Source organism: Blautia marasmi, from assembly GCF_900258535.1.
Lineage (GTDB): Bacteria > Bacillota > Clostridia > Lachnospirales > Lachnospiraceae > Blautia > Blautia hominis.
The window spans coordinates 5949958-5972986 of record NZ_OIWX01000001.1 but is presented as its reverse complement, the minus strand read 5'-3'; the positions used below and the strand labels follow the sequence as shown (position 1 = coordinate 5972986).

Below are 23029 nucleotides of genomic sequence, written 5' to 3'. Positions count from 1 at the left end.
CCTTTTTCTTTTTAGTATTTACTGTATACATAAAAATTAAAACTGGTTAAAAATGGCCGGCACTGTAACCGTGACGGCAAAAAAAGAACCCTGCATAAATACAGGATTCCTGAAAGCTGGAAATGAGACTCGAACTCACGACCCCTTCATTACGAGTGAAGTGCTCTACCGACTGAGCTATTCCAGCTTGTGTTTCACACACAAATGATATTATACACGATTTTGAGAAAATTTCAACTATTTTTTACAAATTTTGTCCTATATTTTGCACAGGGCATTATTTTAGGTCAGTGGTCAAAGGAAAATCTGTTCGCAAAATGGATGAATTCTCTCTGAATTACGTGTCGGTAATTGACAACTCCGAACATTTGTGCCATTATATACCAGAGATAGTTTATTAAGATAAAGAAGGACACTACATGAACGATATACGACACCCGCAGGAAAATCCCGCAGATTTGGACCGGACAGGTGCGGGAAAAGATAAGTTATTGGAATTAAAAGGAATCAGTAAGAGTTTCGGTACCACAGATGTGCTCCGGGACATTGACCTCTCTATTGAAAGAGGGGAGTTTATTACATTTTTAGGCGCATCCGGCTGCGGAAAAACCACAACCCTGCGCATCATCGCCGGGCTGGAGATGCCGGATAAAGGCCAGGTGATTCTGGAAGGCAGAGATGTGACCCTGCTGGAACCCCATCAGAGAGATGTAAATACCGTGTTCCAGAATTACGCCCTGTTTCCCCATATGAATGTGGAGGCAAACATTGGCTATGGCCTGAAAATCCGCAAGGTTCCCAAGAATGAGATCAAAGAAAAAGTGAGAAAAATGCTGGACCTGGTCCAGCTCTCCGGTTATGAAAAACGTATGCCCTCAGAACTGTCAGGGGGGCAGAAACAGAGAGTTGCCATTGCCCGCTCTCTGATCAACAGTCCCAAGCTTTTGCTTTTGGACGAGCCTTTGGGCGCCCTGGACTTAAAACTGCGAAGAGCCATGCAGACAGAACTGAAACGCCTGCAGAAAAAGCTGGGCATCACCTTCCTGTACATAACCCATGACCAGGAGGAGGCGATCAATATGTCAGACCGTATTGTGGTCATGCGGGACGGGCAGTTTGAGCAGATCGGAACCCCGGATGAGATCTACAACCGCCCAAAGACCAGTTATGTGGCAGATTTTGTGGGCAACGCCAATATTATCTCCGGTGTTGTGGAGCGTATAGATGGGGAGCTGACAGATATCCGTGTGAACAGCCGCCTCATTACAGCCAAAACGGTGGACGGCCTGAAAGAAGGCGGCCGGGCAGTGGTGGCGGTGAGAAGGGAAAATATCAAAGTCTGCCGTCAGTGCAAAAAGGGCCTTCCGGCAGTGATCACAGATAAATCCTTTAATGCCGGACAGCTTCACATGGTCTTTAAACTGGAGGACGGCAAGGAAGTGGTTGCTAGCCATTACGGTATAGATACGGATTTGACCGTGGACCAGAAAGTCTGTGTGGGATGGGAACCGGAACACGCTGTCTTTGTGGATATGGATGAAGCGGCACAGGGGGCATGAGGATGGAAAAAAAGAAAAAATCAGGACTGTTTCTGACGGTTGCGCCCCTCTATATCTTCACCCTGGTCTTTGTGGCAGGCCCCCTGCTCTATATGATAGCACTGAGCTTTGCCACAAACAGCGACGGGTGGGGAACCGTGTGGAAATTCACCCTGGAAAATTATAAAAAGATAGCAGACCCTGTTTATCTAAAAAGTTTTACCCAGTCTTTCCAGCTTGCGTTTACCAGTACCATCTGTATTACGCTTCTGGGATATCCCTTCGGATACTTTATGGCAAAGCAGTCCGCAAAATGGAAGAAGAGGATCATGCTGCTGATCATGGTGCCTTTCTGGACCAGTTCCCTGATCCGTATGTACGGATGGATCATCCTGCTCCAGGCGAAAGGTGTCTTTAACACGCTGTTAATGAAGCTGGGCATAATCCAGGAGCCTCTGAAGATCCTATATTCCTACCCTGCAGTGGTCATTGGTATGATTTATGCCCTGCTGCCCTTTATGGTCCTGTCCGTGTATTCCAGCGTGGAAAAAATGGACTGGTCTTTGGTGGAAGCCGCAAGGGATCTGGGCGCCAGCCGTGCGAAGGCATTTATGACCGTTACGCTGAAGCTGACCCTGCCGGGACTCCTGACAGGTGTGATCCTGTCCTTTGTGCCGTCCATGGGACTGTTTTTTATTGCAGATATTCTGGGAGGAAATAAAATCGTTCTGGTGGGAAGCGTCATTCAGGACCAGCTCACAAGAGGCAGCAACTGGCCCTTTGCAGCGGCCCTGGCAGTGGTGCTCATGGCACTTACTTCCATAATGATCTACCTGTACCGGAAAATAACCCATGTAAAAGATTTGGAGGGATTCTTTTGAGAAAAAAACATAAGCTGTCAGGCATTTATCTGGCGGTCCTGCTGCTCATCATGTATCTCCCCATTGTGATGGTGGTGATATTTTCCTTTAATGAGTCCAAGCTGACAGCCAGCTTTACAGGATTTTCTTTGAAATGGTATGAAACGCTCTGGCACGACAGGGATATCAAAGAGGCGCTTTTCAACAGCATACTTCTGGGTGTCATAAGCTGCGCAATCTCCGCAGTCATCGGAACCCTGGGCGCTGTGGGGATGGCGCGGGCGGATTATAAGACAAAAGGCATGATGGAGTATCTGTCCACGGTTCCCATTATGATCCCGGAAATCATTCTGGGCATGGTATTTCTTGCCTTTTTCTCCTTATTAAACCTGCCTTTTGGTATGACAACCCTGGTAATTGCGCATACTACATTTTGTATTCCTTATATATTTATGATGGTGAAGGCAAGGCTTGTGGGAATTGACAGGTCTTTGGAGGAGGCCGCCCGGGATCTGGGGGCATCTCAGATCCGGACCTTTTTTGACATAACACTGCCGCTGATCATGCCGGCAGTCCTGTCGGGAAGCCTGCTTGCATTTGCCATGTCCTTTGATGATGTGGTCATCAGTATTTTTGTAAACGGTCCAAGGCTCAACACCCTCCCGGTGAAAGTTTACACACAGTTAAAGACAGGGGTGACGCCGGAGATCAATGCGCTTTGCACCATAATTTTAGCGGCCATCGTACTGGTCCTGGGCATTTCTGCTTTGTTGCAGAAGAGGCAGGAACGCAGACGGGGAGAACTTTCAGAAAGATGAGGTAATAATATGAAGAGAAGATTAGCAGCCCTTACACTGTGTTTTGCAATGGCAGCTTCCATGCTTGCCGGATGCGGTGAGAAAGAGGAAGATGACAACAAGGAACTGGTCCTCTACACCTGGGAGGGCCTTTTCCCCCAGGAGGTCCTGGATGGTTTCGAGGAAGAGACCGGGATCAAGATCATAAGTTCCAACTTTGATACAAATGAGACCATGCTGGAAAAGATCCAGCAGACAGACGGAAAAGACTATGACATTGTTGTGGGTGATGACTACATTATTGAGCAGATCGTGAAAAACGGTCTGGCTAAAAAGCTGGACACATCACAAATCGGTAATTTAAAGAATATCAATCCCTTGTACCAGAGTCAGTTCTATGACCCGGACAATGAATATACCATTCCTCACGGAGCTGGTATTCCTCTGATCGTATACGACCCGGAACAGATAGACTTTGAGATCAAGGGATATGAGGATTTGTGGAATCCCAAACTGGAAGATAAGATCGCCATGATCGGCAGCTATCGCGCTGTCAATGGGTTTGTACTTCAGACCATGGGAAAATCCATGAATGAGGAAGACGTACAGGTCATTGAACAGGCCGGGGAAAAATTAAAAGAGCTGGCTCCCAATATCCGAATGATCCAGGACAGTGATACTCAGAACGCCCTGTTAAACGGTGAGGCAGCCGTTGCATATCTCTACACCTCCCAGGTGACGGCAGCTCTGGCAGAGAACCCGGATCTGAAGGTGGTTTACCCGGAAGAAGGCCTGGGATTTGGCATCATGAATCTGTTTGTTCCAAAAAATGCGCCGGATGAACTGAATGCGTACAAATTCCTGGATTACATTCTGGAACCGGAAGTTGCCGCTAAATGCTTTAATGCACTGGGATATTACTGTACCACTCAGGCAGCCGATGATTTGGTGAATCCCAACCTGGTCGTTCCGGATTCTGTGACAAAAGGCGAAATTGTGCAGAACGTGAGCGGGGAAGCCAATGAGGCTTATGAGAAAAACTGGACAGAATTCAAAGCTGCATGTGACTAAGGAAAAAGGAGGTACATACAATGCAGACAAAAGTGACAAGAGAGAAAGCATTAGAACTTCTGAAAAAATACAATAAAGAGGAATTCCATATCCTCCATGCTCTGACTGTGGAAGGCGTTATGCGCTGGTATGCAGGGGAGATGGGATTTGGGGATGAGGCTGATTTCTGGGCTTTGGCAGGCTTGCTGCACGATGTGGATTTTGAGCAGTTCCCGGAGGAACACTGCAAGAAAGCGCCGGAGCTTTTGGCCAAGATCAATGCGGAGGACGAGCTTATCCACGCAGTGGTAAGCCATGGATACGGACTTTGTTCTGAGGTGAAGCCGGAGCATCTTATGGAAAAGATCATGTTTGCCTCCGATGAGCTTACAGGTCTGATCTGGGCAGCAGCAAAAATGCGTCCCTCCAAAAGTGTCATGGACATGGAAGTGTCCAGCGTTAAGAAAAAATTCAAGGACAAGAGGTTTGCAGCCGGCTGTTCCAGAGACGTGATCAAGACCGGTGCCGAGATGCTGGGCTGGGAACTGACAGAGTTATTTGACAAGACCATCTTGGCTATGCGTTCCTGTGAAGCTTCCGTGGCCCGGGAGTGTGAAGAGCTGGCAGCACAGTGATATGAATGATAAATATGAGATGAATAAGGGCAAAAGGGATGCGGAAGCATCCTTTTTGCCTGCTTACTATTATTCCCCCTGGAAAGAGGGAAGGACAAAAGAAGAGCAGGAACTTCTGTTGGGTGCAGAGGAGATGGAGATTGCGGACGGTGTGGAGGAAATTGGGAACTACACCTTTTATGGCTGTGGAAATTTAAGGCGTCTCTCGTTCACGGATTCCCTGAAGCGTATCGGCGGCGGTTCCTTTACCGGTTGTTCTGCGCTGAGGGAGCTACAGGTCCTCATGGAGAAAGGCGCTAAAAGCTGTATAACAGATGTGGTAGCGGAAACCTTTCACGAGGTGTTTGCGGTGATCACGTTCAGGGGGACAAAGGACAGCGCCAGACTGGTATTCCCGGAATATTATGAGGAGGGTGTGGAGAACACACCGGCCAGGATCCTGGAGACACATTTTCATGGTTCCGGATACCGCTACCGCCAGTGTTTTACAGAAAAACGTGTGGATTATCACCGCTATGACAGTTTGTTTGAGGTGGCAAAGGTATATGAAAAATCTGAGATCCTGATCCCTATGGCCATGGGGCGTCTCAGGTATCCCTATGAACTGGAGGATAAGGCAAAATTAGCGTATGCCGCGTATGTAAGAGAGCATCTGGAGGAGACGGGAGATTATTTCCTGAAACAACAGGACTGGCACAGCGCCCTGTCTTATCTGGCAGAAGAAGTATTGCAGAGATCTGACGAGATGGAGCGGCTTTTGTACCGGGCTTCCCGGATCGGACAGACAGAGGCCGTGAGTCTTTTGATGGATGAGAAGAGAAAGCGGTTTGGCAGGATCGTAAAGTCCTTTGAATTTTAACACGTAACGGTGAAGGCACCCAACCGTTACAGATGGAGTAGAGATATGGCACAGGAAATGGAAAAACGAATCAACGAAGTGTGCGTCAGAATTCTGGCAGCCTCCAAAAGCGAGCTTTATCTGCACATGCGTTTTCTGGATGTGGCCCTTGCCGCGTTTTCTTATGTGCAGGATCCGGAGATGGAGACCCTGGGAACAGACGGGGTTTACTTATACTATGATCCGGCGTATTTGGGCGGCCTGTACCGGCGGGGACGCGGGGAAGTCAACCGGGCGTATCTGCATATGGTGTTTCACTGTATATTTGCCCATCCGTGGAAGGATGTGCGGCGAAGGAAAAAAAGGGCTTGCGGACTGCTTGGGGAAGATCTGGCGGATCTTTTGTGGGAGGTCTCCTGTGATATTGCCAGTGAGGCAATGATCGATAGTATCCCCCTGCACTGTGTGCGCCGCCCCGCGTCTGTTTTGCGGAGGGAGACTTACGCGGTACTTGGACGGAAGCGCAGGGTTCTTAACGCGGAAGGCGTTTTTACCGCTCTTTTGGAGGAGAGTCCGGACCTTGAGCGGCTTCAGCAACTCAGAGGAGAATTTTATGTGGACGACCACAGCTTTTGGTCCGGCGGGAAAAGAAAGACGCCAAACCAGAGGCCAAAAGAAAACTGGGATGACATCCGCAATAAGATGGAGACAGAACTGCAGAGTTTTGGACAGGACAGCGCCACGGGAGCCTCGGAGGGGCTTTTGGAGCAGATCAAGGTGGAGAACAGGGATTCCTATGATTACCGCAGATTCCTGCAGAAATTTGCCGTGCTGAAAGAAGAACAGCAGATCGACCCGGATTCTTTTGATTACGGGTTCTACAGTTATGGGCTTTCCCTGTACGGCAATATGCCTCTCATTGAGCCCCAGGAGAGCCGGGAGGTAAAAAAGGTGGAGGAATTTGTCATTGCCATTGACACCTCCATGTCTTGTTCCGGTGAGCTGGTGAAGGCCTTTCTGAAAGAGACGTATTCCATTCTGAGGGAGACGGAGAGTTTTTTCAGGAAGATCAATATCCACTTGATCCAGTGCGACGAGATTGTGAGGTGTGATGACAAGATCACCTCCGGGGAGGAACTGGAGGCCTATATGGAACATCTGGAACTTTTAGGCCAGGGGGGAACGGATTTCAGGCCGGTATTCACCTACGTGGAGGAGCTTCTGGCAAAGAGAGAGTTCACAAGCCTGAAAGGGCTTTTGTATTTCACCGACGGCAAAGGGATCTATCCCCGGAAAATGCCCCGGTATGAGACAGCTTTTGTGCTGATGCAGAAAGAATTTGAGGAAGTAGACGTGCCCCCCTGGGCCATTAAGATCTATCTGGACCAGGAGGAAATGGAGGCATACAAAGAGGGAATCAGGGATGAACATTAAACGAGCGAAACAGGAAATTAAGGACGCCATTGAGGCGTATCTGATCAAGGACGAATATGGGGAATACTGTATTCCCTCCATCCGGCAGCGCCCCATTCTGCTCATGGGTCCTCCGGGAATCGGAAAGACACAGATCATGGAGCAGATCGCCAGGGAATGTGAGATCAATCTGGTATCTTATACCATTACCCATCACACCAGGCAGAGCGCTGTAGGGCTTCCTTTTATCAAAGAGAAGGACTATGGCGGAAAGGTCCACTCTGTGACAGAATACACCATGAGCGAAATTATCGCCTCTGTGTATGACAAGATGGAGGAGACAAAGATCAGGGAAGGGATTCTCTTTATTGATGAGATCAACTGTGTGTCAGAGACCCTTGCCCCCACTATGCTGCAGTTTTTGCAGTGCAAGACTTTTGGAAACCAGTCTGTGCCAAAGGGGTGGATGATCGTGGCAGCCGGAAATCCGCCGGAGTACAATAAATCGGTCCGGGAGTTTGATGTGGTGACTCTTGACAGAATCCGCAGGATCGACGTGGAGGAGGACTTCGGTGTGTGGAAGGAGTATGCCTACAGTGCAGGCATCCATCCCGCCGTGATCTCTTACCTGGATATCCATAAAGAAAATTTTTACCGCATGGAGACCGGTGTGGATGGGCGTATGTTCGCCACAGCCAGAGGATGGGAGGATTTATCCCAGTTCCTCTATGCCTATGAAAAGCTGGGAAAGCGGGCTGACAGGGAAGTGGTGGGACAGTATATCCAACACGGGAAGGCAGCCAGGGATTTTGCCAACTATCTGGAACTTTTTGAGAAATACAGGACAGACTATCAGATCGAGGAGGTGCTGGCAGGCCGTTTTGAAAAATTTGCGGTGGATAAGCTGAGGCAGGCATCCTTTGATGAGAGATTCAGTGTGGTGGGGCTGCTTGTAGGCCGCCTGGGAACCGGGTTCTATGCATATTACGAGAGAGATCTGTATGTTACAGTCCTCTATGAAAAGTTAAAGGACTGGAAACGAGAGATGGAAGAAGGCAATTCCCCGTCCGGGTCCCTGACAGCCATCCTTGGGCGGGAGCAGGAGGAATATGACAGGAAAGAAAATGCAGGCCAGTTTACAACGCCCGCCCGTCATGGGGCCGTAAAGATCATGGAGTTTTTAAAAGCCCGTCAAAAGGAGACGGAGGCATATGAGAGGGAAGGCTTGGCCTGGGAAGAAATATTTTCAGGGGCAGCCGGGCATTTCAGGCGGGAATCCGAAGAGCGGGAAAACCTTATAGAGGAGATTGGCAGCGCGCTGCAAAATGCCTTTGATTTTCTGGAGCAGGCATTTGGGGACAGCCAGGAGATGGTTATCTTCATCACCGAACTGAACACAAATCCCTACAGCATCCGGTTTATCAGTGAAAACGGATGTGACAGTTATTACAGGTATAATAAAAAACTGCTCTTTGAAGAGGAACAGATGAGTATTTTAAAAGAGCTGGATGATATCGAGACGGATCTATGATCTGACCGGCTCCCGATGGGTCTGCAAACGGTTACATCTTATGTACCTTTTTCCATACCCTGTGCAGAATGGATTGAGTGGGACAAGGGATCGGGATATAATGAAAAAACAGATAAAGACAACAGGAGGAGAAAGATGCGTATAGCAGTGTGTGATGACGATGAGACTGCGGTATCTTTTTTAAGAGGACTGATAGAGAGTTATCCAAAGCAGGGACTCTGTGTGGATGGATACAGCAGCGGGGAGGAACTGCTTGGCGCCGGACGTATCTATGACATGATCTTTCTGGATATTGACATGAAGGGCATAGACGGGATTGAAACGGCCAGGAGGATCCGCGCCCATGACAGGAAAGTGAAAATCGTATATGTGACCTCTTATAAGGAGTATGCAGGCAGAGCTTTTTCTGTCCATGCCTTTGGATATCTTCTAAAACCTGTGAAGCAGGAGAAGGTATGGAAGCAGGTGGAAGATGCCATGCTCTGGCAGGAGGAGGAGGCGCCTGAGGTAAAGCAGATGGAGTTTACCACAGCAGAGGGTCTTGTACGGCTTCCCGTGGACGCGATCTATTATTTTGAGTATCAGAACCGGCGCATTTTTATAAAGACAAAGGATGCGATCCATGAAATGCGGGGAAAGATATCAGATATTGCCGGTAGGATGGCTCAATACGGGTTTTCGGTTCCTCATAAAAGTTTTGTGGTGAACCTGTACCATGTGAAAAATATCAGGGGATATGAAATCCTTATGATGAATGGTGAATGGATCCCGCTGTCCCAAAAACAGGCCGTGCAGTTCAAAGAAAAACTCAGTCTATATCTGGCAGATAAAATGAGGTAGGAAGAAGGTGGCAGCAGGATAATGAATGATATTCTGACAGCAGCGGATCTGTCTGTACTGGGGTTTTTGTTTTATTGGTTTATGAATCGAATCGGGGAGCGCCGTCTGAAAAAAGCATGGATTTATCCGGCAGCCTACGTGGTGTTTGCACTTTTCTGTCTGCTGACGCAGTTATCGCGGAGTGACTGGTTTGTTGTTTTTTCCGTGATACTGCTTGTATTTTTCTTGGAAACCTTACTGTTTAAGCCAAATGGACCGGCATACTTTTATTGTCTGGTATATTGTATCGGATATTTTCTCTGCCAGATCACAAGTGTCTATACAGTACAGTGGATCTTTACAAATATAACTACAGTAAATCTCATACGGGTGGGTTTTGAGAAGATCGACAATATGCAGTTGATCCTTCTCCTGATCAAATGGTTTACGGAGTTTTTCTGGACCTTTTTCATGATAACAGTGTTAAAAAAGGAGGATGAGGAGGACAACAGATTTTTCTACTATAAATCCCAATATTTTTTCTTTCTGCTGCTTCCCGCATTTTCTGTTGTATTTATGATATCCATCATCTGGATGAGTGCGGATTTCTTTGTGCTCAGGTATGGGTACGGTCTGGTGATACTGAATATTATCCTGATATTTTCCGTTAATCTGATGCTGTTATATCTTTTCAGGCAGACAGGAAAGGGAAGTCGGGCACTCAGGGATGAGAAGCTCTACAAACAGGAGTCAGAGCTGCTTTACCAGCACTATAAAACTCTGGAGGAGAGTTACCGGAGTTCCAGAAAGGCCATACATGACGCCAAAAACCATATGCAGGCGGTTGCCCGTCTCTATGAAACCGGAGAGACCGAAAAGGCAAAGACCTATGCAGAGGATGTATTTCATCTGCTGAATCAGACGGGACATACCTGGTATACGGACAACAGGATGCTGAATATCATTTTAAATGAGAAGCTGGGACAGGAATCCATGCGGGATACAAGACTGGAGCTGGATATCTGTGACAGGTGCCTGGACAGGATCCGGGAGATTGATATTACCACCATTTTCGCAAATCTTCTGGATAATGCAGTGGAGGCCATAGGGGATGGGGGATCGAAATACTTTTCCCTCCAAATACAAAACATCCACTCTTTTCTTGTGATCAAAATGGTAAACTCAAAAGGAAAAAAGAAAGAGAAAGCGGTACAGAGGCATCAGCACTTGGGACTGCAGAATGTGAAGAGTGCTCTTTTAAAATATGAGGGGACCATGAAAATCTCTCAGACAGACAGAGAGTTTCAGGTTAGTATCATGATACCGGAAGAACAAAAGGAAATGGAAAGGGGAGGATGACAATGAAAAAAATCCGGAAAATGGGTCTTCTGCTCTGTGTGGTTTGTATGCTGGGCGTCCTCACGGCAGGATGCGGAAGCAGTCTTTCCGACAAATTTGATGAGGATGAGGTCAGACAAGCTGCGGAAACCATGGTGAGCCAGGTGAATTCCGGGGAACTGGAGAGTGTATACGAAGATACTTTTGCCCCGGTCATGCGGCAGGCAATCGCCCTTGAACAGCTCCAGGAAAATCTGGACTATGTCTTTGATAAGCTGGGGGAGTTTGAATCTTTTGAAAAGGTAAGTGTGACGGGAGGCCAGGACAAGGATACGGAGGAACCCTACGCGGTGGCAGTGCTTCTGGTAAAATATGAGGATGGAAAAGCCCAGTACACCGTTACCTTTGATTCAGCTATGAAGTGTATCGGATTTTACGTCAAATAGAAAATACGCAATATGTGGCAAATGCCGCCCGGACAGTCTTCTCAGTAAGGCTGTTCAGGCGGCATTTTACAGATAACGGCATTTTGGCTTTTGTGGGGAAACGCAGTCAGTCTTTATTCAAAGAACTGTTCCCCATAACCGTAATGTTCTACCACATAGTCAATATCCTTGTCACCGCGTCCGCTTAAATTGACAAGAATAGAGCCTTGTTTCATTTCTTTGGCCTTGCGCATAGCGTACGCAACTGCGTGGGCGCTCTCGATTGCGGGGATAATACCCTCTGTGCGGGACAGCTTGAAGAAAGCATCCATGGCTTCCTCATCGCTGACGGTATCGTACTGCACTCTGCCCAGGTCACGGAGGAATGCGTGTTCCGGTCCAACAGAAGGATAGTCAAGACCGCTTGCAATGGAGTATACAGGAGCCGGTTCGCCCTTGTCGTCCTTCAGCATGATACTCTCAAATCCGTGCATGACACCCTTTTCCCCATACTGCATGGAGGCAGCATGGTCGCCCATTTTTGTGCCTCTGCCCAGAGGCTCCACACCTACAATGTCCACAGGGTCATCCACGAAAGGAACGAACATGCCGATAGAGTTGCTGCCGCCGCCCACACTGGCGCATACCACGTCGGGAAGCAGGCCTGTCATTTCCTTAAACTGTTCTTTGGCCTCCTCGCCCACTATGTACTGGAAATCCCTGACCATGAGAGGGAAGGGATGGGGGCCCACTGCGGAACCGATGCAGTAGATGGAGTCCTTATAATTTTTCGCATAAGATTCAAAGGCAGAGTCAACCGCTTCTTTCAGAGTTTTATTTCCGTGTGTGACGGGAACCACTTTGGCGCCCAGGATTTTCATGCGGGTAACATTGGGAGCCTGTTTAGCTATGTCCACCTCACCCATGTGCACCTCACACTCTAATCCAAAGAAGGCCGCCGCCGTAGCGATGGCTACACCGTGCTGTCCGGCTCCGGTCTCTGCGATCAGACGTTTTTTGCCGATGAATTTGGCCAGCAGTCCCTCGCCCATGCAGTGGTTCAGCTTGTGGGCTCCGGTGTGGTTCAGATCCTCTCTTTTCAGATAGATCTGGCAGTTGCCGATGGTCCTTGAAAGGCGCTCACAGTGATAGACCGGCGTGGGCCTTCCCTGGAATTCCTTGCGGATGCGGCGCAGCTCGCTGATGAACTGGGAGGAATGGCAGATGGTCTGGTACGCATCCGCGATCTCCTCAAAAGCCGGAACCAGCTCTTCGGTCAGGTAAGCACCGCCATAAGGGCCGAAGCGGCCGTTTCTGTCAGGGTAATGTCTCAGATAAGTTCTGTAATCTACTTCCATGGTTGTTTTCTCCTTTATGTGCATTCAAAAATTTTATTCTTGCTGGCCGTTAAGGGCATCCTTTGCCAGTTTAAAGCCGTTTTGTGCTGCTTTGGCCAGCCACAGATCTGCCTTCGCCTCGTCCTTTTCCACACCCTCCCCGTACCGGTAGAGGATTGAGAGATTGTACTGTGCGGCAGGGATATTGGCGTTTGCTGCCTTTTCAAAAAGCTGGAATGCCCGCTGCGTGCTCTCGGGCACAGCCTGACCGCTTAAAAAATATCCGCCCATGCAGCACATGGCCCGGTAATCGCCCTGTTCCCCGGCTTTTTTGTACCATCCAAAGGCTTTTTCGTAATCCTGTTTTGTTCCGATTCCCTCCTCATAACATCTGGCAAGGTTATACTGGGCATTTTTACTGCCGGTCTCAGCAGCACGTTTGATATAAGTAAAGGCTTTTCGGTCATCTTTGTCCACGCCTTTTCCCTGGGCGTAGAGAAATCCCAGATGCAGCAGTGCGTCCGCATGGTCTTTCTCGGCGGCTTTTTCATACCACCGGGCTGCCTGGGCGAAATCCACCAGGGTGTGTATTCCGTTTTCATAGTAATAGCCCACAGCATACTGCAGATCCTTCTGACCGTTTTCAGCCAGGATCATCAGTTCTTCCAGGGTAAAATCCATATTTTTTGCGTCCATTGAAAATATCTCCATTTTTCTTTTGACAAATTTTGTAATATAGTGTACTGTTTTTGTAGGAATTAAATCCACGGTTGGCGCCTGTAACATTCGGCCATTGTTGATATTATAACATAGGAACCGGGATTTATAAACATAAAATGATGAAGATGACATCGGAGGAAATGAAAAATGCTGGAGCTGAGGGATGTCTCCTTCAAGGTGGAAGAGGAGACAAAAGAAAAAGGGATTCTGGAGCGCGTAAGTTTCACTCTGGAAGACAACAAGTTTATTGCCATTACAGGGCCAAACGGCGGCGGAAAATCAACGCTGGCCAAGATCATTGCCGGTATTGAGAAGCCCACAGAGGGCAGGATCTATCTGGACGGTGAGGATATCACGGATTTAAATATAACGGAGAGAGCGAGAAAAGGTATCAGCTATGCGTTTCAGCAGCCGGTGCGCTTTAAAGGTGTAACGGTGCTTGACTTGATCCGCCTGGCGTCAGGGGAAAACATTACGGTCTCCGGAGCCTGTCAGTACCTTTCAGAGGTGGGATTGTGTGCAAAAGACTATATTAACAGAGAAGTCAATGCAAGCCTTTCCGGCGGGGAGATGAAGAGGATTGAGATCGCCACGGTCATGGCAAGGGGCACCAGGATGTCCGTATTTGACGAACCTGAGGCCGGTATTGACCTGTGGAGCTTTCAGAACCTGATCCATGTGTTTGAGAATATGCACAGAGAGATCCACGGCTCCATTTTGATCATTTCACACCAGGAGAGGATCCTGAACATTGCGGATGAGATCCTGGTGATCGCGGAAGGAAAACTGGTGAGCCGCGGAAGCAAGGATGAAGTGCTTCCCGCTTTGCTGGAAGGCGTGGATGACTATTCCGGCTGTAAAATCTGGAAGGACGGGGGAGTGAAATAATGGACGCAATACAGAAACAGTTATTAGAGGCAGTTGCCGGGCTGCATGAAATCCCGGTGGGAGCCTACAACATCCGGGCAAACGGAAAGAGTGAAGGCAGAAACAGTACGGAACATATAGAGATCACCACCCGGGAAGAAGGGGACGGGATTACCATCCGCATCAAGGACGGTACAAAAAAGGAGAGTGTCCACATTCCGGTGGTCATGAGCCAGGCAGGGCTTCAGGAAGTGGTCTACAATGACTTTTATGTGGGGGACAACTGTGATGTGACCATCATTGCAGGCTGCGGCATCCACAACGGGGGAGACGCATCCAGCAAACACGACGGGATCCACAGCTTTTTCATCGGAAAGAATTCCAGAGTAAAATATGTGGAGAAGCATTACGGCAGCGGGGACGGCAAAGGCCAGCGCATTATGAACCCTGAGACCATCATTGAGGTTGGGGAGAACAGTGTCATGGAGATGGACACCGTGCAGATCAAAGGTGTGGATTCCACCAAGCGCATGACCAGGGCAAAATTGCTGGAAGGCGCCAGCCTGAAGGTGATGGAGCGCCTTATGACCCACGGGACCCAGGATGCGGAGAGCCGTTTTATTGTGGATATGGACGGAGCGGATTCAGGTGCCAATATTATATCACGTTCCGTGGCGAAGGATGATTCCCGCCAGCTTTTCCAGTCTGTGCTCAACGGAAATGCAGCGTGCAGCGGCCATACAGAATGTGATGCCATTATTGTGGGGAACGCTAAGATCAGCTCCATTCCGGAGATAACCGCCAACAGCTCCGACGCGGCGCTCATCCATGAGGCAGCCATCGGAAAGATTGCGGGAGAGCAGATCGTTAAACTCATGACTTTGGGCCTTACAGAGGAAGAGGCGGAAGCCCAGATCATCAATGGTTTCTTAAAGTAAAACAGTAAAAGATTACAGGTTACTGTACACTCCGTGTCCAGTAACACGCTTCGCGATGCACAGATATGGAGCATTCTGCCCCATATCGCGCTGGCTGCCTCGGGATTTTCATGCTTCCGGCATGAAAACGCCTCCCGGTACAGTGGCCTGTGTACAGTAACCTGAATAGTAACAGCCGGGCAGGTATACGGGACAAAACCGTATACAACTGCCCGGTTTTGTGCTATAGTTGGGTTAGTAACAGCGGCGTGTTGCCATTGGGGAACAAAAAACATATTTATAGGGAGAGGTTTTTATGATTTACAACAATGTACGCCATGAGTGCAATCTGTATAATTTTTTCTTTGCACCAAGAGGGAACCGGAGGATGATGGAACTGGGAAGAAAGATCTCCCAGATGTATTTAAACCCGTTTGACCGTATCATCGGCATTATCGGTGCCAAGGACTCCGGAAAAAGTATGATGATCCAGGGGATGTTTCCGGGAATCCAGGTTGTGGACGGGGACGATGAATACGACATTACCAACATGCCCCTTTTGAATGCGGATGATGTGGGATTCTATACCCCCCGGACCTTCCATGTGGATGCCAGGGCAGCAAGAAAATATGTGAAGCTGGAGACCATCGCTGAGGCGATCATAAGGGTGACTTCTCAGCACAAGAGAGTGATCGTGGAGCATTTTGAGATCCTGTATCCGATCCTGAAAAGGAATGCGGATCTGATGATCGGGATTGGCGAGGAGGTCATTGTGACGCGGCCGTCCCTGTTCGGCCCGCTGCCGCAGAATATTGCGGATATTGTGTTCAAATCCCTGATCTACAGGAAAATGGCACACAGTGCGGAGGATCTATTCGGCTATGTAGTGAGAGATATTGAGCGGCCAAGCTATGTCCGGGCTGATATCCGCCACGGGTTTATGCTGGATTACTCGGAAAAACCGGAGAATTTTGACCTGGTGGAGATTGAGAAGAAGATGAAAGAGCTTATAGATCGGGATTTGCCTATCACCTATTATGACGAGGAGCATGTGAAGATCGGAGATGACGTCATTTCCTGTACAGGCCCCCTGATGCATGTGGAGAGCACAGGGAAGATTGAGGGATTTTCATTGGTAAAAGAATTTTTCTATGATTCCAAGTTCGGCTATTATATGGTTGCCGGAACGGTGGGACATAAGGAAGAGGAAGCCAGTGACAAACTGAATACGATTGATATACTGGAAGAGGTATAAAAGAAACAAGACCATCGAAAACCGGAAACGGGGCAGATGGTCTTATTTTTTACACAGAGAGAGGTTTTCATTGACAAGATAGGAATAATATAGTATTATGATGATATCAAAAAGATATCAAATTAATAACTGCAGCAAGCAGTCTTTTCAAGAGGAGGAAATGATCATGGAAGAAAAAGACGGAATCAGTCCAAGGGATAAGAATGTGGAGGAAAAAGTCCTGCACCCCATGTCAGGTATGGGTATGTTGTTTCTTTTGATCCTGGCGCTTGTGGGAAGTGTTGCGCTGATGATCTTTTCAGGAGCGGTTCTTTCTGATGTCAGCGGCACGCTTACCGGTATCGGGATAACAGCGGCGATCCTGATCTTCTGTGCGGCCTGTGTGGGTTTTGCGGGCCTGAAGGTCATCAATCCCAATGAGGCGCTGGTTCTGGCACTGTTCGGTAAATATTACGGAACCTTGAACCAGAATGGATTTTACTGGGTGAATCCTTTTGTGACAGGTATCAACCCCACCGTAAGAGCAATGGGCAGCGCCAGTTCCACAGTTCTCAAAGGGATGGGGATTGAAGCGGAACAGAAGAATACAGAGGCGAAAGCTAACAAGAAAGTCTCTCTGAAGACCATGACGCTGGACAATAAAAAACAAAAGGTCAATGATGAACTGGGAAATCCCATTGAGATTGGCACGGTTGTCATTTGGAAAGTGGAAAACGCTACTAAGGCTGTATTTAATGTGGAGAATTACAAAGACTATCTGTCTATCCAGTGTGATGCCATCACAAGGAATGCAGCCAGAAGGTATCCATATGACACCAGTGAAGGCGGAGATGAGCGCTCTCTTCGCGGCAGCAGCCAGGAAGTAGCGAGTATCATGCAGGAGGAGCTGCAGCAGAAAGTGATAGATGCGGGGATCGAGATCTTGGAAATGCGCATCACACATCTGGCATACGCTCCGGAAATCGCATCAGCCATGCTGCAGAGACAGCAGGCAGCAGCCATCATTGATGCACGGCAGAAGATTGTGGAAGGTGCTGTCAGCATGGTGGAGATGGCCCTTCAGAAATTGAACGACAAAGATATCGTGGATCTGGATGAAGAGCGCAAGGCAGCTATGGTCAGCAACCTGCTGGTTGTCCTCTGCGGCAATAAAGATGCCCAGCCCATTGTCAACAGCGGTTCCCTGTATTAGGCAGGGCAGTGACTGTGAACAGTAACAGGAGTGATGCCTTCATGGAAAACAAACCGAAGGAAAAGCAAAAAAAACAGGTTCCCCTGCGGCTCTCCGCATCTCTTTACAATGACCTGGCCCAGTGGGCGGAGGATGACTTCCGCTCCGTCAACGGCCAGATCGAATATCTGCTGACCGAATGCGTAAAGCACAGAAAGCGGAGTCGGAAAAGCGCCACAGAGGAACCGGAGGCAGAATGAAGAAAATCCAGGCAGCGGCCAATTGATGAGCCGTGTATGCCTGGATTTTTTGCATGTGTTTTTCAGAAATGTTTTCTGTATTTTTTTTCCGCTACGTTGATCAGGCTGTATAAAACAGCAGCGATGATACATAGAATAACAATGCTCATGATCATGGTATCCAGTTTGAATACCTGACTGGAATAAATGATCAGATATCCAAGTCCCCGTTTGCTTCCGATCATCTCTCCGATCACTACGCCGATCAGGCAGAGGCCGATATTGACTTTCATAATGCTGAGGATCAGCGGTACGGAGGATGGAAGGACCACTTTAAAAAGGGCATCCTTTTTCGTGCCCCTCAGTGTGGAAATCAGTTTCAGTTTATCCGGGTCCGTGCCGCAGAAGCCAGTGTACAGATTCAGGATCGCCCCAAAGATCGCTACAGACAGGCCGGCAACGATGATGGTCTTAATGTTGCTGCCCAGCCACACGATCAAAAGCGGTGCCAGGGCTGATTTGGGCAGACTGTTCAGAACCACCAGATACGGCTCCAGAATGGAGGAAAGCTTCGGAAAACACCACAGAAGCACCGCAATGGCAATACCAAACACAGTGACCAGGGCGAAACTGGCAATGGTCTCCCAGAGTGTGACGCCCGTGTGTACGGCAAGTGTTCCGTCCAGTATCATGTGGTACATGGCCGTGACCACCTGGGAAGGGCTGGAGAAGATAAAAGAATCAATAAGGCCAAGTCTTGCGCTGCCCTCCCAGAGCGCCAGAAAAGCCAGGAATATGAGGATGCGGATAAGCCGCACGATCTGGGAATCACGCCTTAATTTCCGCAGATAATTCCTCTGTCCTCTGGACATCGTAGTCATTTCAGCCATTGTGGTTTAGCTCCTTCCATATTTCATTAAAATAATTTTTGAACTCCGGAGCGCTGCGGGAGGTAAAAGGCGTGCGGTTATCGATGGTGAGTACGATGGGGATGATCTTTTTAATGGTGGCGGGACGTTTGTCAAGGATGATCACACGGTCTGCCATGCTTATGGCTTCCGAGATATCATGGGTCACCAGAATGGCGGTTTTCTCCTCCCGCTTGATGATCTTCCCAATGTCATCCCCCACAGAGAGGCGTGTCTGATAATCCAGAGCAGAAAACGGTTCATCCAGGAGCAGCAGATCAGGCTCCAAAGCCAGTGTGCGGATCAGCGCGGCACGCTGCCGCATACCTCCGGAAAGCTGGGACGGGCGGGAGTCTTTGAATTTATCCAGGCCGTAATCAGCCAGCAGATGATTGACTTTATCTCTGGCATTTGGGGAGTTCTTTTTCTGTATTTCCAGCCCTAACAGGACATTGCTGTAAATGGTGCGCCATTCAAAGAGGTGGTCTTTTTGCAGCATGTAACCGATATTTGTCACCGATTCACTGAGCGGTTTTTTATTCAGAAGGATTTCGCCTTCTTCCGGGGTGAGCAGACCGCAGAGCATATCCAGAAGGGTGGATTTTCCGCAGCCGGAGGGACCTACGATCGCCAGGAATTCTCCTTTTTCCACAGAAAAAGATATATGGGACAGAGCGGGTGTTTCACCGGATTTTGTATGATAGGCATAACTGACATCTTTTACTTCTAAAAGAGGTGTATCCATAAGTTGTCATTCCTTTCTTATTTCTATTGGCAGGCAGGTGTGAGTCTGTCTGTTTTTGGGGATGGTGATCAGCAGTTACGGTCCACGGCACCGCATTTATTGCAGGGCTGTGAATTCGTAACATACAGTATCATATGATAAAAAGCCGGGGGTTGACATATGGGAATGGGATGCACTTGTGTTTTTCTTTGATTATTGATAAAATAAGTACGGATTGGGAAACCTATCCGGTAACGGAAACATGATCTGACAAGAACAGGAGGCAAAATCATGAGAATTTTATTTTTTGACACCAAGAACTACGACAGGGCATCCTTTGATAAACAACTGGAAAATTATCCGGGAATAGAGATCGACTATCTGAAAACAGACCTGGCACCCAAGACGGCGCCGCTGGCAAAAGGGTTTGACGCTGTGTGTGCTTTTGTAAGCTCCGACGTGGGGGCAGAGACGGTGACAGCGCTCCATGAGGCGGGAGTAAAGCTGATCCTTATGCGCTGCGCGGGATTTAACAATGTGGATCTGGAGAAAGCGGGAGAGTACGGCATCCGGGTTATGCGCGTGCCAGGCTACTCTCCGGAAGCCGTGGCGGAACATGCCATGGCGCTGGCCCTTACAGCAAACCGCAGGATCCATAAGGCATATGTAAAAGTCCGGGAAAATGATTTCAGCTTAAGCGGCCTGATGGGATTTAACTTTTACCAGAAGACAGCAGGTATTGTGGGAACTGGAAAGATCGGTGCGGCCATGGCGAAAATCTGCCGCGGTTTCGGTATGAAGGTCATTGCCTATGATGTATACCAGAATCCGGACCTGGATTTTGCCGAATATGTCTCTTTGGATGAACTGCTTAAAAGAAGTGACCTGATCTCCCTGCACTGCCCGCTGATGGACAGCACCTACCACCTGATCAACCGGGAGACCATCGCAAAAATGAAGGACGGAGTGGTACTGGTCAACACCTCGAGAGGCGGACTTGTGAAGACAGAAGATCTGATCGAGGGGATCCGTGCCCGCAAATTCTTCGGTGTAGGCCTGGATGTGTACGAGGAGGAGACAAAGAACGTATTTGAGGACCGCTCAGATGAAATCCTGGAGCATTCCACAACGGCAAGGCTCCTCTCTTTCCCCAATGTAATGATCACCTCCCATCAGGGATTCTTTACCCAGGAAGCCCTTGCGGCTATTTCCCAGACTACCCTGGACAATGCGGCTGCATTTGAAAAAGGGGAGACTAACAGCAATGAAGTGCTGAAAAGGGAATCATAACATGGACCGGAAAAGAAACTACCAGAGAGAACTGGAAAAAATCCTGGAACAGATAAAAAAGGAAGAAAGAGTTCCCACTTTGTTCCTGCACAGCTGCTGCGCTCCATGCAGCAGCTATGTGCTGGAATATCTGTCACAGTATTTTGAGATAACCGATTTTTTCTACAATCCCAATATTTCGCCCGAAAAGGAATATGAGAAGCGGGAGGAGGAGCTTGAGCGGCTCATAGAGTCCATGCCCTTTGTACATAAGCCGAAGTTTTTAAAAGGGGAGTATTGCCCTGAGAAATTTTATGCCATGGCAGAAGGGATGGAAGATATCCCGGAGGGAGGCAGGCGCTGCTTTGCCTGCTATGAAATGCGCATGGAGGAGGCGGCAAGACTTGCGGCAGAGGGAGGATATGATTATTTCACCACAACCCTGTCCATCAGCCCCCTGAAAAATGCGGCAAAGATCAATGAGATAGGAGAAAGGCTGGAAGAGAAATATCATGTCCGGCATCTGCCGTCAGATTTCAAAAAGAAAAACGGGTATAAGCGTTCCACAGAGCTTTCCGGGGAATATGGCCTGTACCGGCAGGATTTCTGCGGCTGTGTATTCTCAAAAAGGGAACGGGACAAGAGAGAAGCGGAAAAGGGTAACCGTTCAGACAAGCTGAACGGTTATGCATCCAGCCATTGAAAATCGCTTCGCGATGGACCGGATAAAGCCGGCACAACTTTTTCATACGGTCAGCGCAGTAAATGCGCAGGCCTGTCTGAACTGTTACGGAAAAGGGGCAGCAGTGATATGGAAAAATTTCTTGCACGGCACCAAAGATAATGATAAACTGTTACCCATAAGCCGGATAGGCGGCTTACGGCTGCAGCGGGGCGCAGGATCCCGGGATAGCCGGAACAAAAAATAAATCAATTTGTAAAAAGTGAGGTACATAAAGATGGCTCAGTTATGGGGCGGACGTTTCACCAAGGAGACGGACCAGTTGGTATATAATTTCAATGCGTCGTTAAGTTTTGACAATAAGCTCTACAAACAGGACATTACAGGAAGCATGGCACATGCCGCGATGCTTGCAAAGCAGGGCATAATCACGGAGGAGGAGAAGGAGACGATCCTGGAAGGCCTGAAAGGGATCCTTGCGGATATAGAAAGCGGAGCACTTGCCTTTTCCCCTGAGTATGAAGATATCCACAGTTTTGTGGAGGCGAATCTGATCAGCCGCTGCGGTGATGTGGGCAAAAAACTGCACACAGGCAGAAGCCGCAACGACCAGGTGGCCCTTGATATGAAGATGTATGTGAGGGATGAGATTGGGGAGATCGACATCCTCTTAAAAGAACTGCTGGAGTCCATTTATAAGGTTATGGATGAGAATGTACATACTTACATGCCGGGTTTCACCCATCTGCAGAAAGCGCAGCCTGTGACACTGGCACATCACTTCGGCGCGTATTTTGAGATGTTCAAGCGCGACAGGAGCCGTATGGCGGACGCGAAAAAACGTCTGAACCTCTGCCCTCTCGGAAGCGGTGCCCTGGCGGGGACCACCTATCCTCTTGACAGGGAATTTACAGCAGAGGCTCTGGGGTTTGACGGGCCGACTTTGAACAGCATGGACTCTGTAGCTGACAGGGACTACCTAATCGAGCTTTTGTCAGGCCTGTCCACCATTATGATGCACCTGAGCCGTTTCTGTGAGGAGATTATCCTGTGGAACTCCAATGAATACCGTTTTGTGGAGATTGATGACGGGTACAGCACAGGCAGCAGTATCATGCCCCAGAAAAAAAATCCGGATATTGCCGAGCTGGTAAGAGGAAAGACAGGTCGTGTCTATGGCGCGCTCATGTCCATTTTGACTACCATGAAAGGAATTCCTCTGGCATACAATAAAGATATGCAGGAAGACAAGGAATTTACCTTTGATGCCATTGATACCGTAAAAGGCTGCATCGCTTTATTTAACGGTATGATCGCCACCATGTCCTTCTGCAGGGAAAATATGGAAAAGAGTGCAAAGAACGGCTTTACCAATGCCACTGACGCCGCAGACTACCTGGTGAACCATGGCGTGCCGTTTCGGGATGCCCACGGTATTGTGGGCCGCCTGGTGCTTGCCTGCATCGAGAAAAATATCTCCCTGGATGAGATGAGCCTTTCGGAGTATCAGGAGATCAGTCCGGTGTTCAAAGAGGATATCTATGAGGCGATCAGCATGAAGAACTGTGTGGAGAAGAGAAATACCATCGGTGCTCCTGGTGAGGCTGCCATGAAGCAGGTTCTTGCACTGCATAAAAAATATCTAGAAGAAATCTAAAAAATGCTTGCTTTTTTCCTGGATTTGTTATAGTATTGT

At 48.6% G+C, this 23029-nt stretch carries 23 protein-coding genes and 1 tRNA gene; 19 read left to right on the top strand and 5 right to left on the bottom strand.

The window, feature by feature from the left end:
• Nucleotides 1-114: 114 nt before the first annotated feature.
• Nucleotides 115-187: transfer RNA gene (locus C6P39_RS26380), tRNA-Thr, on the bottom strand.
• Nucleotides 188-419: 232 nt separating this feature from the next.
• Here C6P39_RS26380 and C6P39_RS26375 point away from each other — a divergent pair.
• The 11 genes from C6P39_RS26375 (at nucleotide 420) to C6P39_RS26325 (ending at nucleotide 11265) form a co-directional block, all read left to right on the top strand.
• Nucleotides 420-1559 (top strand): ABC transporter ATP-binding protein, encoded by a 1140-nt coding sequence (locus C6P39_RS26375; protein WP_242987145.1) that lies wholly within the window; start codon nucleotides 420-422, stop codon nucleotides 1557-1559.
• Between the two features lie 2 nt (nucleotides 1560-1561).
• Entirely contained in the window at nucleotides 1562-2419 is an 858-nt protein-coding gene (locus tag C6P39_RS26370) for an ABC transporter permease (RefSeq protein WP_104805716.1), read from the top strand.
• Nucleotides 2416-3216 (top strand): ABC transporter permease, encoded by an 801-nt coding sequence (locus C6P39_RS26365; protein WP_095172553.1) that lies wholly within the window; start codon nucleotides 2416-2418, stop codon nucleotides 3214-3216. Before C6P39_RS26370 ends, C6P39_RS26365 begins: the two co-directional genes overlap by 4 nt.
• Before the next feature lie 9 nt (nucleotides 3217-3225).
• Nucleotides 3226-4266 carry an ABC transporter substrate-binding protein gene (locus C6P39_RS26360; RefSeq protein WP_095172554.1) on the top strand — a complete coding sequence of 347 codons (1041 nt, stop codon included), beginning with the start codon at nucleotides 3226-3228 and terminating at the stop codon, nucleotides 4264-4266.
• Nucleotides 4267-4286: 20 nt separating this feature from the next.
• Entirely contained in the window at nucleotides 4287-4880 is a 594-nt protein-coding gene (locus tag C6P39_RS26355; protein WP_207657156.1) for a hydrolase, read from the top strand.
• Between the two features lies 1 nt (nucleotide 4881).
• Nucleotides 4882-5739, top strand: coding sequence for a leucine-rich repeat protein (locus C6P39_RS26350; protein WP_207657155.1), 858 nt, complete (start codon nucleotides 4882-4884; stop codon nucleotides 5737-5739).
• 45 nt (nucleotides 5740-5784) lie between these two features.
• Complete coding sequence (locus C6P39_RS26345) at nucleotides 5785-7152, top strand: vWA domain-containing protein (protein WP_095172555.1); 1368 nt, start codon at nucleotides 5785-5787, stop codon at nucleotides 7150-7152.
• A complete protein-coding gene (locus C6P39_RS26340) occupies nucleotides 7142-8662 on the top strand; it encodes an ATP-binding protein (protein WP_104805715.1) in 1521 nt (506 codons plus the stop codon). The genes C6P39_RS26345 and C6P39_RS26340 overlap by 11 nt, the downstream gene beginning before the upstream one ends.
• Before the next feature lie 135 nt (nucleotides 8663-8797).
• Nucleotides 8798-9502, top strand: coding sequence for a LytR/AlgR family response regulator transcription factor (locus tag C6P39_RS26335; RefSeq protein WP_104805714.1), 705 nt, complete (start codon nucleotides 8798-8800; stop codon nucleotides 9500-9502).
• 21 nt (nucleotides 9503-9523) lie between these two features.
• Nucleotides 9524-10840 (top strand): sensor histidine kinase, encoded by a 1317-nt coding sequence (locus C6P39_RS26330; protein ID WP_104805713.1) that lies wholly within the window; start codon nucleotides 9524-9526, stop codon nucleotides 10838-10840.
• Between the two features lie 2 nt (nucleotides 10841-10842).
• Nucleotides 10843-11265 (top strand): DUF3887 domain-containing protein, encoded by a 423-nt coding sequence (locus C6P39_RS26325; protein WP_104805712.1) that lies wholly within the window; start codon nucleotides 10843-10845, stop codon nucleotides 11263-11265.
• Between the two features lie 113 nt (nucleotides 11266-11378).
• Here the strand turns inward: C6P39_RS26325 and trpB are convergent, their stop codons facing one another.
• Together trpB and C6P39_RS26315 are read right to left on the bottom strand one after the other, a co-directional pair.
• The gene (gene trpB / locus C6P39_RS26320) at nucleotides 11379-12602 is read right to left on the bottom strand and encodes a tryptophan synthase subunit beta (RefSeq protein WP_104805711.1); all 1224 of its coding nucleotides are present in this window, start codon (nucleotides 12600-12602) and stop codon (nucleotides 11379-11381) included.
• 33 nt (nucleotides 12603-12635) lie between these two features.
• Nucleotides 12636-13277: a tetratricopeptide repeat protein gene (locus C6P39_RS26315; RefSeq protein ID WP_095173233.1), complete on the bottom strand. Its 642-nt coding sequence runs from the start codon at nucleotides 13275-13277 to the stop codon at nucleotides 12636-12638.
• 171 nt (nucleotides 13278-13448) lie between these two features.
• On the opposite strand from C6P39_RS26315, the gene C6P39_RS26310 reads away from it, so the two are divergent.
• The 5 genes from C6P39_RS26310 to C6P39_RS26290 all read left to right on the top strand — a co-directional run bounded on the left by C6P39_RS26310 (nucleotide 13449) and on the right by C6P39_RS26290 (nucleotide 17771).
• On the top strand, nucleotides 13449-14189 hold the full coding sequence (locus C6P39_RS26310) for an ABC transporter ATP-binding protein (protein ID WP_104805710.1): 741 nt from the start codon (nucleotides 13449-13451) through the stop codon (nucleotides 14187-14189).
• Entirely contained in the window at nucleotides 14189-15106 is a 918-nt protein-coding gene (locus C6P39_RS26305) for a SufB/SufD family protein (protein ID WP_104805709.1), read from the top strand. The genes C6P39_RS26310 and C6P39_RS26305 overlap by 1 nt, the downstream gene beginning before the upstream one ends.
• 295 nt (nucleotides 15107-15401) lie before the next feature.
• Nucleotides 15402-16340 (top strand): lantibiotic ABC transporter, encoded by a 939-nt coding sequence (locus tag C6P39_RS26300; protein ID WP_095172563.1) that lies wholly within the window; start codon nucleotides 15402-15404, stop codon nucleotides 16338-16340.
• Nucleotides 16341-16545: 205 nt separating this feature from the next.
• The gene (locus tag C6P39_RS26295; protein ID WP_416385727.1) at nucleotides 16546-17532 is read left to right on the top strand and encodes an SPFH domain-containing protein; all 987 of its coding nucleotides are present in this window, start codon (nucleotides 16546-16548) and stop codon (nucleotides 17530-17532) included.
• A 41-nt stretch (nucleotides 17533-17573) separates the two neighbouring features.
• Entirely contained in the window at nucleotides 17574-17771 is a 198-nt protein-coding gene (locus C6P39_RS26290; RefSeq protein WP_095172565.1) for a ribbon-helix-helix domain-containing protein, read from the top strand.
• Between the two features lie 62 nt (nucleotides 17772-17833).
• Here C6P39_RS26290 and C6P39_RS26285 read toward each other — a convergent pair whose 3' ends face one another.
• Both C6P39_RS26285 and C6P39_RS26280 read right to left on the bottom strand, forming a co-directional pair.
• Entirely contained in the window at nucleotides 17834-18631 is a 798-nt protein-coding gene (locus C6P39_RS26285; protein WP_369861315.1) for an ABC transporter permease, read from the bottom strand.
• Nucleotide 18632: 1 nt separating this feature from the next.
• Nucleotides 18633-19403, bottom strand: a complete 771-nt coding sequence (locus C6P39_RS26280) for an ABC transporter ATP-binding protein (protein ID WP_104805708.1) — start codon at nucleotides 19401-19403, stop codon at nucleotides 18633-18635.
• Between the two features lie 270 nt (nucleotides 19404-19673).
• On the opposite strand from C6P39_RS26280, the gene C6P39_RS26275 reads away from it, so the two are divergent.
• From C6P39_RS26275 to argH, 3 genes are all read left to right on the top strand, one after another.
• Nucleotides 19674-20672: a 2-hydroxyacid dehydrogenase gene (locus C6P39_RS26275; RefSeq protein ID WP_095172568.1), complete on the top strand. Its 999-nt coding sequence runs from the start codon at nucleotides 19674-19676 to the stop codon at nucleotides 20670-20672.
• 1 nt (nucleotide 20673) lies between these two features.
• Nucleotides 20674-21354 carry an epoxyqueuosine reductase QueH gene (locus C6P39_RS26270; RefSeq protein ID WP_104805707.1) on the top strand — a complete coding sequence of 227 codons (681 nt, stop codon included), beginning with the start codon at nucleotides 20674-20676 and terminating at the stop codon, nucleotides 21352-21354.
• A gap of 256 nt (nucleotides 21355-21610) precedes the next feature.
• Entirely contained in the window at nucleotides 21611-22990 is a 1380-nt protein-coding gene (gene argH / locus C6P39_RS26260) for an argininosuccinate lyase (protein ID WP_104805705.1), read from the top strand.
• Nucleotides 22991-23029: the final 39 nt, after the last annotated feature.

Coding starts and splice junctions, on each gene's coding strand:
- C6P39_RS26370 (WP_104805716.1), top strand. CDS start 1,562: ATGGAAAAAAAGAAAAAATCAGGACTGTTTCTGACGGTTGCGCCCCTC.
- C6P39_RS26270 (WP_104805707.1), top strand. CDS start 20,674: ATGGACCGGAAAAGAAACTACCAGAGAGAACTGGAAAAAATCCTGGAA.
- C6P39_RS26355 (WP_207657156.1), top strand. CDS start 4,287: ATGCAGACAAAAGTGACAAGAGAGAAAGCATTAGAACTTCTGAAAAAA.
- C6P39_RS26300 (WP_095172563.1), top strand. CDS start 15,402: ATGATTTACAACAATGTACGCCATGAGTGCAATCTGTATAATTTTTTC.
- C6P39_RS26275 (WP_095172568.1), top strand. CDS start 19,674: ATGAGAATTTTATTTTTTGACACCAAGAACTACGACAGGGCATCCTTT.
- C6P39_RS26360 (WP_095172554.1), top strand. CDS start 3,226: ATGAAGAGAAGATTAGCAGCCCTTACACTGTGTTTTGCAATGGCAGCT.
- argH (WP_104805705.1), top strand. CDS start 21,611: ATGGCTCAGTTATGGGGCGGACGTTTCACCAAGGAGACGGACCAGTTG.
- C6P39_RS26315 (WP_095173233.1), bottom strand. CDS start 13,277: ATGGACGCAAAAAATATGGATTTTACCCTGGAAGAACTGATGATCCTG.
- C6P39_RS26305 (WP_104805709.1), top strand. CDS start 14,189: ATGGACGCAATACAGAAACAGTTATTAGAGGCAGTTGCCGGGCTGCAT.
- C6P39_RS26290 (WP_095172565.1), top strand. CDS start 17,574: ATGGAAAACAAACCGAAGGAAAAGCAAAAAAAACAGGTTCCCCTGCGG.
- C6P39_RS26280 (WP_104805708.1), bottom strand. CDS start 19,403: ATGGATACACCTCTTTTAGAAGTAAAAGATGTCAGTTATGCCTATCAT.
- C6P39_RS26325 (WP_104805712.1), top strand. CDS start 10,843: ATGAAAAAAATCCGGAAAATGGGTCTTCTGCTCTGTGTGGTTTGTATG.
- C6P39_RS26330 (WP_104805713.1), top strand. CDS start 9,524: ATGAATGATATTCTGACAGCAGCGGATCTGTCTGTACTGGGGTTTTTG.
- C6P39_RS26285 (WP_369861315.1), bottom strand. CDS start 18,631: ATGACTACGATGTCCAGAGGACAGAGGAATTATCTGCGGAAATTAAGG.
- trpB (WP_104805711.1), bottom strand. CDS start 12,602: ATGGAAGTAGATTACAGAACTTATCTGAGACATTACCCTGACAGAAAC.
- C6P39_RS26350 (WP_207657155.1), top strand. CDS start 4,882: ATGAATGATAAATATGAGATGAATAAGGGCAAAAGGGATGCGGAAGCA.
- C6P39_RS26340 (WP_104805715.1), top strand. CDS start 7,142: ATGAACATTAAACGAGCGAAACAGGAAATTAAGGACGCCATTGAGGCG.
- C6P39_RS26375 (WP_242987145.1), top strand. CDS start 420: ATGAACGATATACGACACCCGCAGGAAAATCCCGCAGATTTGGACCGG.
- C6P39_RS26335 (WP_104805714.1), top strand. CDS start 8,798: ATGCGTATAGCAGTGTGTGATGACGATGAGACTGCGGTATCTTTTTTA.
- C6P39_RS26345 (WP_095172555.1), top strand. CDS start 5,785: ATGGCACAGGAAATGGAAAAACGAATCAACGAAGTGTGCGTCAGAATT.
- C6P39_RS26310 (WP_104805710.1), top strand. CDS start 13,449: ATGCTGGAGCTGAGGGATGTCTCCTTCAAGGTGGAAGAGGAGACAAAA.